This is a genomic window from [Flexibacter] sp. ATCC 35208 (assembly GCF_001975825.1).
In the GTDB taxonomy this organism is placed as follows: domain Bacteria; phylum Bacteroidota; class Bacteroidia; order Chitinophagales; family Chitinophagaceae; genus Chitinophaga.
Genome location: NZ_MTKN01000320.1, coordinates 1 through 417, shown reverse-complemented (window position 1 = coordinate 417; position 417 = coordinate 1). Strand labels below are relative to the sequence as shown.

Genomic DNA, 417 nt, shown 5'->3' with positions numbered 1-417 from the left:
TACCGTGAAGGTAGTGTTCGGATCATTCAGCTGTGCAGCTGAGATAGTATAAGAAGCAGGAGATACAACACTCCAGTAACCGGTTGCTCCAGCTACGGAAGGCGTATTCGCTGTCATGGTAAAGGCATCGTAGTTACAATGTTTGAGGGTGTCTACACCCGCATCTGCATTAGCAGGAGGATTATTGTTTACAATCCATACCGTGTCCACATCCGCACATACACCGTTTGTAATCGTCCAGTACAACATGCTGCTGTCACCAACAGGAATGGTCACAGTCGTGCCCGGACTATTGACACTCTCAATGGTTGCGGTAGATCAGGCTGGCTTAGACCATGTACCGCCACCTGTAGATACAGATGGTGCTTGGGCCGTCAGGGTGACGGCCGGTGTTTTACAATGGTGCTGGTCAGGATC

Annotated in this window: 1 protein-coding gene; it reads right to left on the bottom strand. The window is 50.1% G+C overall.

Annotated features, from left to right (window positions below):
• Positions 1-276: hypothetical protein (locus tag BW716_RS35720; protein WP_143709273.1), on the bottom strand; the 276-nt coding region annotated here is incomplete at its 3' end.
• Positions 277-417: the final 141 nt, after the last annotated feature.